The 8,466-nt window shown below is 68.9% G+C and carries 12 protein-coding genes and 1 pseudogene; 5 read left to right on the forward strand and 8 right to left on the reverse strand.

What is annotated here, in order from left to right; genetic code table 11:
• Nucleotides 1-243: 243 nt before the first annotated feature.
• From AB0P06_RS03985 to AB0P06_RS03995, 3 genes are all read right to left on the reverse strand, one after another.
• Nucleotides 244-687 carry a hypothetical protein gene (locus AB0P06_RS03985; protein WP_363604883.1) on the reverse strand — a complete coding sequence of 148 codons (444 nt, stop codon included), beginning with the start codon at nt 685-687 and terminating at the stop codon, nt 244-246.
• Nucleotides 687-1,097 (reverse strand): helix-turn-helix transcriptional regulator, encoded by a 411-nt coding sequence (locus tag AB0P06_RS03990; protein WP_363604884.1) that lies wholly within the window; start codon nt 1,095-1,097, stop codon nt 687-689. Before AB0P06_RS03990 ends, AB0P06_RS03985 begins: the two co-directional genes overlap by 1 nt.
• 63 nt (nt 1,098-1,160) lie before the next feature.
• Nucleotides 1,161-1,520 (reverse strand): type II toxin-antitoxin system RelE/ParE family toxin, encoded by a 360-nt coding sequence (locus AB0P06_RS03995; protein ID WP_363604885.1) that lies wholly within the window; start codon nt 1,518-1,520, stop codon nt 1,161-1,163.
• Between the two features lie 151 nt (nt 1,521-1,671).
• Between AB0P06_RS03995 and AB0P06_RS04000 the strand changes: the two genes are divergently transcribed.
• The gene (locus AB0P06_RS04000; RefSeq protein WP_363604887.1) at nt 1,672-2,508 is read left to right on the forward strand and encodes a hypothetical protein; all 837 of its coding nucleotides are present in this window, start codon (nt 1,672-1,674) and stop codon (nt 2,506-2,508) included.
• A gap of 62 nt (nt 2,509-2,570) precedes the next feature.
• Here AB0P06_RS04000 and AB0P06_RS04005 read toward each other — a convergent pair whose 3' ends face one another.
• Nucleotides 2,571-3,554 (reverse strand): hypothetical protein, encoded by a 984-nt coding sequence (locus AB0P06_RS04005; protein WP_363604888.1) that lies wholly within the window; start codon nt 3,552-3,554, stop codon nt 2,571-2,573.
• A 123-nt stretch (nt 3,555-3,677) separates the two neighbouring features.
• The gene (locus AB0P06_RS04010) at nt 3,678-4,163 is read right to left on the reverse strand and encodes a hypothetical protein (protein ID WP_363604889.1); all 486 of its coding nucleotides are present in this window, start codon (nt 4,161-4,163) and stop codon (nt 3,678-3,680) included.
• 31 nt (nt 4,164-4,194) lie between these two features.
• Between AB0P06_RS04010 and AB0P06_RS04015 the strand changes: the two genes are divergently transcribed.
• Nucleotides 4,195-4,968 carry a glycosyltransferase family 2 protein gene (locus AB0P06_RS04015; RefSeq protein WP_363604890.1) on the forward strand — a complete coding sequence of 258 codons (774 nt, stop codon included), beginning with the start codon at nt 4,195-4,197 and terminating at the stop codon, nt 4,966-4,968.
• A 432-nt stretch (nt 4,969-5,400) separates the two neighbouring features.
• Here AB0P06_RS04015 and AB0P06_RS04020 read toward each other — a convergent pair whose 3' ends face one another.
• Both AB0P06_RS04020 and AB0P06_RS04025 read right to left on the reverse strand, forming a co-directional pair.
• On the reverse strand, nt 5,401-5,604 hold the full coding sequence (locus tag AB0P06_RS04020; protein ID WP_363604891.1) for a DUF397 domain-containing protein: 204 nt from the start codon (nt 5,602-5,604) through the stop codon (nt 5,401-5,403).
• A complete protein-coding gene (locus AB0P06_RS04025) occupies nt 5,558-6,436 on the reverse strand; it encodes a helix-turn-helix transcriptional regulator (RefSeq protein WP_363604892.1) in 879 nt (292 codons plus the stop codon). Before AB0P06_RS04025 ends, AB0P06_RS04020 begins: the two co-directional genes overlap by 47 nt.
• Before the next feature lie 118 nt (nt 6,437-6,554).
• Here AB0P06_RS04025 and AB0P06_RS04030 point away from each other — a divergent pair, with 118 nt between their 5' ends.
• From AB0P06_RS04030 to AB0P06_RS04040, 3 genes are read left to right on the forward strand one after another with little or no spacing between them, the layout of a single operon-like run.
• Nucleotides 6,555-6,827 carry a hypothetical protein gene (locus AB0P06_RS04030; RefSeq protein ID WP_363604893.1) on the forward strand — a complete coding sequence of 91 codons (273 nt, stop codon included), beginning with the start codon at nt 6,555-6,557 and terminating at the stop codon, nt 6,825-6,827.
• Between the two features lie 35 nt (nt 6,828-6,862).
• Nucleotides 6,863-8,170, forward strand: coding sequence for a radical SAM protein (locus AB0P06_RS04035; protein WP_363604895.1), 1,308 nt, complete (start codon nt 6,863-6,865; stop codon nt 8,168-8,170).
• Nucleotides 8,167-8,298: a hypothetical protein gene (locus tag AB0P06_RS04040; RefSeq protein WP_363604896.1), complete on the forward strand. Its 132-nt coding sequence runs from the start codon at nt 8,167-8,169 to the stop codon at nt 8,296-8,298. The genes AB0P06_RS04035 and AB0P06_RS04040 overlap by 4 nt, the downstream gene beginning before the upstream one ends.
• A gap of 30 nt (nt 8,299-8,328) precedes the next feature.
• Here the strand turns inward: AB0P06_RS04040 and AB0P06_RS04045 are convergent.
• Nucleotides 8,329-8,466: pseudogene (locus AB0P06_RS04045) on the reverse strand (IS5/IS1182 family transposase); the annotation flags it as partial.

Genomic DNA, 8,466 nt, shown 5'->3' on the forward strand with positions numbered 1-8,466 from the left:
CGCCGGCCAAGGGGGTGCGTGCCGCGCGATGGGCGACGGCTGCGCCAGGTCGGGCCAGCCGTAGTTCGCGCCCAGGGCGGGGTCACTGTCGTCCGCCGTTGGACTGCTCCGACTATCGCATGGATCTCAGCATGCGGGCAAACCAGATGGCTTCGATTGAAAGGCTTGTAACCTAGTTCACCTTTGGAATTTGCATGAGTTAACGCCACCGCCTGTGATTATTCACAGTGTCGAGGCAATGGCCTACTGGATCGTGCGCCACGGGTTCCGCAGCGAGAGCATCGGCGTGTCCACGCCCAGCTTGGCCGCGGTGCTGTGCAGTGACTCCCGCAGGTACGGGTAGAGCACCGTCACGCCGACCTTGTCGACGAACTGCTGCTGGAGGTCGGCCGGCAGCTCGAACGGCTCGCTGACGGAGAACGCGGCCACCGCGTCCACGGCGAAGTCCGCCTGGGCGCTGCCCAGCTCCAGACGGCAGCGCACCTCCAGGGTGGTGCCGTCGTCGCCCTGCCGCAGCCACACCAGGAACGTGGTGCGGTTGTCGGCCTCGTCGCGCGGCTCCTGCTGATCGAACAGGCGGCGGCCCGACACCTCCAGGAAGGTGACTTCCTCCAGCTCGGTGGCGTCCGCGATCTCGTCGAACGTCCGGAAGCGCCGCACCTGCCGCCGGGTGGACAGGCCCGCCATCAGACCGTCACCGGCCGCTGGCTGTCGTCGCCCCAGGCCGCCGGCCTGGCCCGGTGACCGCGCCCGCGGACGGCCACCTGGACGTGCACCTCGACCGGCGCGGGCTTCCAGGCGGGCGTGAGGTCCGCACCGGTGTGGTCGACCATGCTGTGCAGCCGGGCGCCGACGGCCCGGGCGTAGCGCTGCAGGGTCGAGTAGCGGGCGTCGCCGCCGACGCGTTCGAACTCCGAGACCGTGGACTGGGACGTCCCCATGCGCTGCGCCACCTCGCGCTGGGTGAGGCCGCGCTTGGTCCGGGCCACGACCAGCGTCTCCACCAGCTCGGCGTAGGCCTGTGCGTCCTCCAGGCCGGCTGCGGTGCGGGGATCGTCCGGATCGATGCCGAGAAGATCATGCAATGTGGGTGCCATGGTCGCCCTCCCCTCCGAGTGCTTCAACATTATCGCCCAAAGCCGATACCGAGAACGGGACGCTCACTCCTTCGGGCGACGGTTGCGCCACTCCTTGAGCCGCCGCTCGGCGGTGTCCAGCTCGTTCGGCGGGGCCTTCCGGGAGGTCTTCTGGAAGAACGACAGCGCGAGCAGGACCAGCCCGTCCGTCTCCTCCGCGTAGAGGAGGCGGAAGATGCGGCGGTTGCCGGTGAGCCGCACCTCCAGCAGGTCGTGCCCGACGTTCTTCACATCGCCCGGCAGGGTCTGCCGGGCCTTGACCCGGTCCATCAGGACGGCGAGCTTGGTGAGTTCGTACCGGGCGAGCCCGGCCTTCTCAAGCTCCTTGTTCACCGGCGCGGAGCCGTCCGCGCCCTCGTAGAAGGCCCACCCTCGCTCCTCCACCGCCCACCCCGCCCATGCCCCCCGACTGATGCGATCGTCAGGTAAGTCTAGGGGTGTGCCCGGTGCACACGGCGACGCCGGCATTGCCGTATCTGCTCGGCGGTCAAGGAGATCCCGGTCCCTGTCGCACCTGTCCGTTAGGTTCTCGGCCATGAGCGACGGAATCGAATGGATGGATGCCGAACTGGGCAGTGAGGGCTTCTCCCTCACGATGGTGAGGGGCGTCAGCCATGAGGAACTGGCCGTCCTCCTGGGCGCGCGGCCGGGCTCCGTCATGGACGCGGACACCGCCCAGGAGATGCTGGAACTCTCGCCCGCGCCGTGGCGGGGGCCGGACTACGCGATGGTGGGTGATACCGGTAACGGCTGGGCGTTCGCGATCGAGTCACCCGAGACCAGCGGCCGCGCCGACCGATACGCGTCGGGCAGGGACCTCTGGTCGAAGCACACCGTCGTGAAGGTCGTGGACAGCACCATGGACCCGCCGATCATCAACGTCGGCGTGGACGGGGAATCCCCTTGGATGTTCTGGGAGTACACGACGAAGGAGATGGATCATCCGCTCACCCGCCGCCTGGTCGCCGGGGGCGGATTCGTCGAGGCCCCCGACCGTGTCCACAGGGGCGACGCGTCCGGCGTGGGGATGTCCGACGTGTACCGGATCGTGGGCGAGTACCTCGGCCTGACCCTGCCACGGCAGGCGATCGTCAGCCGGCGCCTGCCACACGTCTTCACCGAGCCCAGGGTGCTGGTGCACCCGCAGGTCCGGTGTCCGGCCTGCGGGGACAGGGGGATGCTGGCGCACGGTGGCGGGTCCTGGGGGCCGGGCGAGTACCGGTTGGTCTGTGATTACTACAAGGTCCGCAACGTACCCGGCTACCCGCCGCAGGGATGCCCCGGAGAGATCGGTGCGCCCGTGCCGGCCGAGGCGGTGCTGGAGGAACCGAACCCGAAGTACGACAACGTCCTCATGCCGCCCACGGCATGAGCGCCACCGCACCTGGCAGCTGATCGAAAGGGCGCTTCTGGGGGAAGGCGCCGGGGCTGCGGTCACCGTGCTTGTGGTGCGGGTGTGTTGGGGGTGGCCTGGCGGGTTCGGGGTGAGGAGTCCCGGCCGGTCTGATGGGCGGCTCTGCGTGCGAGGACGGCGTTGCGCACGTGGGTGGCGTGGGTGTGGACGGCGGCGGGGGAGAGTCGGGCCGGGGGTGGCGGCGAGGTGGCCGCGCCGGTGCGGCAGGCCCGGCAGAGGCCGCCGAGGAGGGCCTGCGGGCGGCTCGGCGTGCGGCAGTCGGTGCAATCGATGATCCAGGTGGACGGGGGCGGCGCGGGTGCCCAGGGGCGTTCGGGCGGCATCTTGTCGAGCAGGCGGCGGCGGGTGAGCGCGGCCGGGCTGTGCACGGAGGGCGGCAGGCCCGCGGTGAGGGTGGCCGCGAAGAGGTCGGGCGTCGTCCCGCGCGCCAGCCACTGGGCGGCGAGCGGTTCGAGGTCCGCGCACTCGGTGGCGGACAGCGCGAGCCGGGCGTCCGCCAGGCCGAGGGCGGCCAGGGCGTCGTAGGCGGGCGAGCGCGGGGGTCGGTGCGGGGGTCGCTGCGGGGGGAGACGTGGTGCGCGCGGGCCGGGGCGCTCGTCCGGGTGAACCTCGGCGGGGTCGCCGGTGGCCAGGAAGTGCGCCCACCAGGCGTCGTCCCGGGCCGTGCGGGAGAAGTAGGTGCGGAACACCCACTGGGTGCGGTCGGCGCCGACCCGTTCGCGGATGCGGCGCAGATGCCCGGCGGTGGAGAGGTTGTTGAGGGCGGTGCGGACGGCCTGCTGCCCGTAGTGGGGCTGATCGCGGGCGAGGGTCTTGGTGTCCATCGCGGCGCCCTCGGGGAGGCGGTCGATCAGGCTTGCCAGGTACGCCTCGCGGCCGGGCAGGTGTGCGAAGTCGTCGGCGCGGCGCGGGCGTTGGCCCGGCGCGGACTTCTTTCCGTAGCCCGACGCGGCCATGCTGGGCGCGTCGGAGGGGGTGGCGGCGGTAAGGTCGTGGGTAGCCACTAGATCGAGCTCGATTCGATCGTGCTGGTCAAACCCCCGTCTGGTGTCGCAAGCACCGGCGGGGGTTGATTCGTTTGTGCGCACGCTACACGGCGCATGCGCATGGTGGCGACCTGGTGACCATTAGTCATATCCGCTGGCTGTGGCGCTACTTGGGCGGGTGGGAGGGAGATGGTTACCCACCCATTCCACTGAAAGGTCGCTCGACCGCCGACACCTGAGCTTCGGCCGACCGTCAAGCTGGACCGGACGCGCTGCACGTGGAGATTCCCGGGTCGGCCTGGCCTTCGCGGCCGGGCCGGGACCGTCGGCGGACACGGGCAACACCGGGCTGATGAGCGAGCTCACCGGCCGCCGGTGTACGAGAACGACCCCGCGATGTCGAAGCCGGCCAGCGCGGCGGCGTCGGCGGTCGCGGAGTTGGGCCCCGGTGTCCAGCACCGCGCGGAGCCGCGAGGAGGCCACGTCCTCCACGTAGGAATCGCCGGCGGTGAGCTGCTTGATGCGGTGTGGGTTCACGTCGTGGCCGACGACGCGATGGCCCACCTCGGCGGCGCGCACGGCGAGCGGCAGTCCCACGTAGCCTTGGCCGGCGACAACAACATCCATGACGACTCCGATCCGGGTAAGGAGCACCGCTGTGGCCCTGGTTTCCGTGGTGATGCCTGTGCACAATTCGGTGGCCACGCTCGGGCCCGCAGTTCGGTCGGTGCTGGCGCAGACCCACACCGATCTCGAACTGCTGATCACGGACGACGCGTCCTCGGACGGTTCGATGGATCTGCTGAGAGAGCTGGCTCGGCAGGACGAGCGGGTCCTGCCGGAGTCAGCGGCCCGGCAGGGGGGCGCGGCCCGGGCCCGCAACCTGGCCATCGCGCGGGCCCGGGGTGACTACATCGCCTTCCTCGACAGCGATGACATGTGGCTCCCGACGAAACTGGAGAAGCAGCTCGCCTTCGCCGCGACGGCCGGGACGCCCCTCACGTTCACCTCCTACTACAAGATGGACGCCCTGCACTCGGGCGAGGCCGCCGACTTCGTCCCGAACGGGCGTGTGGTGTGGGCGCCGGAGCGCGTGGACTACAGCGCGATGCTGGTCCAGGACCACATCGGCGCCCTGACCGCCATGTACGACCGCAGGGTGGTCGGGACGAGGCTGATGCCGGACATGCCGAAGAGGCAGGACTACGCGCTCTGGTTGTCGATCATGCGGGATGGGACTCCCTCGCGGGCGCTGCGGGAACCCCTGGCGGTGTACCGGGCGCAGCGGGCCGGGTCGCTCTCGTCGAACAAGCTGTCGCTCGTCCCGTACAACTGGAACCTCTACCGCCGGCACGAACAGCTCTCGGTGTTCCGGTCGACGCGGGCTCTGGCCGGAGCGGCATGGCACTCAGTGCGGAAGTCGCACATCTAGCACCCGTTCACGAGCCCGGGGAGCCCGGTGCGCGACCGTTTCCGGGTGGCGCCCGACCGGGCCCCGCCCCGTGGCCGTGCCGCGTGCTCGGCGGCTGGACCCGCAGGGCGGGACTCGGCGGCCCGCATAGTCATGCTCGGTCGTCGCGCCCGGCCCTGTCCGACCCCGGGGGTAGACCCCCTTATGTCCGTTTCGCCCCCCGCTAGCGTATAGCCACTCGGAGGCTGTACGGGTTCCAAGGCCGTCAGACGGGCAGCAGACCGGGGCTGACCTGCTGGTTGGCGGCGGTCTGCGACCTCACAACACGGGGTAACCATGCACTCCGACGGCGCGTCTTTGAGACGGCCGAAGGTCGGGTGACGCCGATCAGCGCGCAAGCAACAGAACCCCCGACCTCTCCGGTCGGGGGTTCTTCGCGTGTTGAGGAACGGCTCAAACGTCGCCGAACTCGCCGTCCACGGCAGCGTGGATGAACGCCGCCCAGGCGTCGGGGGTGAATCGCAGCCGGGGGCCGTCAGGGTCCTTGGAGTCACGCACCGTGCCGGGACGGTTGTCATCCACTTCGATGCAGTCCCCGCCCTGACCGTTGCTATAGCTGCTCTTCCGCCACCGGGCAGGCTGTTCCTCGGAGTGCATCGGTGAATCCTTCCCATGCCGATCTGATCACGGTCTCAGAGTCCTGTGGAGATAGGGACTGAGCCCTCAGCAGATCGTAGAGCCCTTGCCGATGCGCCACGTCTTGCGTGTCATCGAACAAGCGGCCCGATCGGCTGCCCTCCTCATAGGCGATCACTGCGTGGTCGGCCGTGGTCAACAAGATCAGGGAGGAACCGCCCAGTTCCGAGTGCGCACCAGAGCCAAGGGGAAGCACCTGGATCGTGACATGCCGGAGCTGGCACGCGGCGAGGATCAGGGACAGCTGCTCGGCCATGACAGCAGCCCCGCCAACCGGCCGACGAAGTGCCCACTCATCCAAGATGAACCAGTACCGGCACGCGGGCGGTTCTTGGTAGACGCGGGTCTGACGTGCCATTCGGGTCGTCAGCCAGTCCTCGATCTCGCCCGGGGTGGCGAACGGCTCGCCAGCGTGGAGCACCGCGCTGGCGAAGGCTTGCGATTGGAGCAGGCCTGGCACGGTCAGCGTGTACGACTCGTGCCCGATGGCAGTGCTGGCCAACTTGAGGTAGGTCGAGTACTTGTCGGGGAACGGTTCCTTCTTCGCGAGCACGTAGTACCGCTGGAACGAGCCATCTGTGTTGAAGGCGGCGTCCAAGCGCTCGGACAGGCCCTCGGGTGGCTTCGACTCGCCGTTCTCGATCCGGCTGAGGTGCCCCTTCGAGAAGTTGAGGATCTGGGCGAGTCGCCCAAGCGACATGTTGCCGTTGGCCTTACGGAGGCGGCGGATCTCCGAGCCATAGAAGTGGCGGGGCGACTTCTCCGGGTGGAGCTCCCGTTCCTGCCATCCCAACGCTGCCTCCCGTGTTTCCCGCTATGTGCCGTCCCTGCTGGAAACATGACGGCTCTTCCGATGCTAGCGCCGAGTGCCGATCCTGGTAACGGCCCAACTACGGAAAGGAGCCGACGGCGTGAGCACGAGGAAGCCCCCCAACACGCGCATCTACGTCCCCGAGGTCGGCGAGACGGTCAAGGACATCGCCACCGGCAAGACGGGCGTCCTCACCGGCACCCACAACAGGGAGGCCTACCTCCGCCCGTCGGGCGGCGGCATCGAGTTCTCCACCATGCCGTGGAACATCGAGCCCGTCGAAGGTGTGGACCAGCTGGAGTTCGTGCAGCACCCGTCGCCGCCCCCGGAGGAGGACGTCGCCGAACCGCCGGCGCCCCCCACCGGGGCGTGAGCCTCGACCAGCCGCCGGGGTCGCAGAACCCGCCCGTGCAGTTCTACCTCCGGTTCCCGGAGTGGGCCCTCGGGCGCTGCTTCAAGTGCGAGACCTACAAACTCGTTGCCTGTCTCGGGGACCTCACCGTCGACGGGTTCACGATCAAACTGTTCGCTTGCCACCCCTGCGCCTGGCGGCTCGAACAGTTCCACCGCGCACTGAGAAGGAGGCATGACATGGCGCACGACCTGATCGCGGCCCCGTTCCTGGGCTCCCACGTTGTCCTGCGGCCGGGCCGCCTGGAGGCGATCAAGCTGCCTGAGCGACGGTTCCGTGAACTGGAACTCGCCAGTGCCCGTGGTGAGGCCTGCCCACCGTGGCTCCTGGAAGCGGCCAAGGCCCGATGGGGGGCCAGCCTGCCGGTGCGGCGGGCCGATGAGGCTGTCCTGATCAGGCGGCCCTCCCTCTTCGGGCACAGCCGGGGCAGCTGGGAACTCAACCTCGGGTGCAACTTCAACTGTGACCACTGCTTCCTGGGCGAGCGGCCGTTCGCCGGCCTGGACGAAGCAGGGAAGCACAGCATGCTGCGGACCTTGCGGGACGCGGGTGTCCTCTGGCTTCAGATGACCGGGGGCGAGCCGTTGATCGACCCCCACTTCGCCGGTGCCGCTCGGCTTGCCCACGACCTCGGGATGATGATCGAGGTAAAGACGAACGGCTCGCGACTCGCACGACCCGAGGTGCTGGATGTGCTGGCCTCCGTCAAGCCGTACCGGGTCGATGTCTCCTTGTACGGCGCCACGGAAGAGACGTACGACGGCTTCACGCACACCCGGGGGGCGTTCAAGCGGGCCACCGCAGGTCTGGCTGCTGCGGTTGCCGCCGGGGTACCGCTGCGCTTGTCGCTGATCATCACCGCACAGACCGCTCACGAGCAGGACCGCATGCGCGGCTTGGCGGACGACCTCGGGTTGCCCTACATCGAGTACACCCACATGTCGCCGACGATCTACGGCGGGGGCGAAACGCTCAGGTCCCAGTCCCCGGCGCACCTCAAGCCGCTCGGCAGGTTCGAGGGCTGCAACGCGGGCCACACCTTCCTGCATGTGGACCCGCACGGCCGGGCCTCGATCTGCAAGGTCGCCCGCGACGAACAGGTCGACCTGACATCCGAAGGAGCCCAAGGGCTCGCTCGCCTCGGCGTGATCGCCGATGGCCTCATGCTTCGCACCGGTGGCTGCTCCGGCTGCCAGCTCTCGGCGAACTGCTCGGTTTGCCGGCCGCTGGCCAAGCGCTACCAGGAGGCGAAGGCACCACTCAGGAATTACTGCCAACACGGACAGAAGGAGAGTGCAGCATGACCGCTGTCATGGTCGAGTTGACCGCCACCCGCACCGAGGAGGACGAGGAGCTGTCGTTCATCGACGACGCCGAGTCGTTCGGCGCCGACTCGCTGCCCGGGTGCGGCGACGACAACCCGTACCAGTAGCCCGGTACTAGGCCGCGTATTCGGTCGTGATCAATGGGTTCGGGTGAGGTCCTTGATCCAGATCATTGCGCCGCGGAGGTGAAGGCCGGCGAGGTAGCTTTCCGGGCTCTTGTCATACCGGGTCGCGATGCCTCGCCAGGCCTTCAGCTTGTTGATCAGGCGCTCGAC

Source organism: Kitasatospora sp. NPDC088351, assembly GCF_040685575.1.
Taxonomy (GTDB): Bacteria; Actinomycetota; Actinomycetes; order Streptomycetales; family Streptomycetaceae; genus Kitasatospora.

Excerpts from the sequence above, each read along its gene's own strand:
- AB0P06_RS04040 (WP_363604896.1), top strand. The coding sequence starts at position 8,167 with ATGACCGCTGTCATGGTCGAGTTGACCGCCACCCGCACCGAGGAGGAC.
- AB0P06_RS03990 (WP_363604884.1), bottom strand. The coding sequence starts at position 1,097 with ATGGCACCCACATTGCATGATCTTCTCGGCATCGATCCGGACGATCCC.
- AB0P06_RS03985 (WP_363604883.1), bottom strand. The coding sequence starts at position 687 with ATGGCGGGCCTGTCCACCCGGCGGCAGGTGCGGCGCTTCCGGACGTTC.
- AB0P06_RS04020 (WP_363604891.1), bottom strand. The coding sequence starts at position 5,604 with ATGCACTCCGAGGAACAGCCTGCCCGGTGGCGGAAGAGCAGCTATAGC.
- AB0P06_RS04000 (WP_363604887.1), top strand. The coding sequence starts at position 1,672 with ATGAGCGACGGAATCGAATGGATGGATGCCGAACTGGGCAGTGAGGGC.
- AB0P06_RS04010 (WP_363604889.1), bottom strand. The coding sequence starts at position 4,163 with ATGGATGTTGTTGTCGCCGGCCAAGGCTACGTGGGACTGCCGCTCGCC.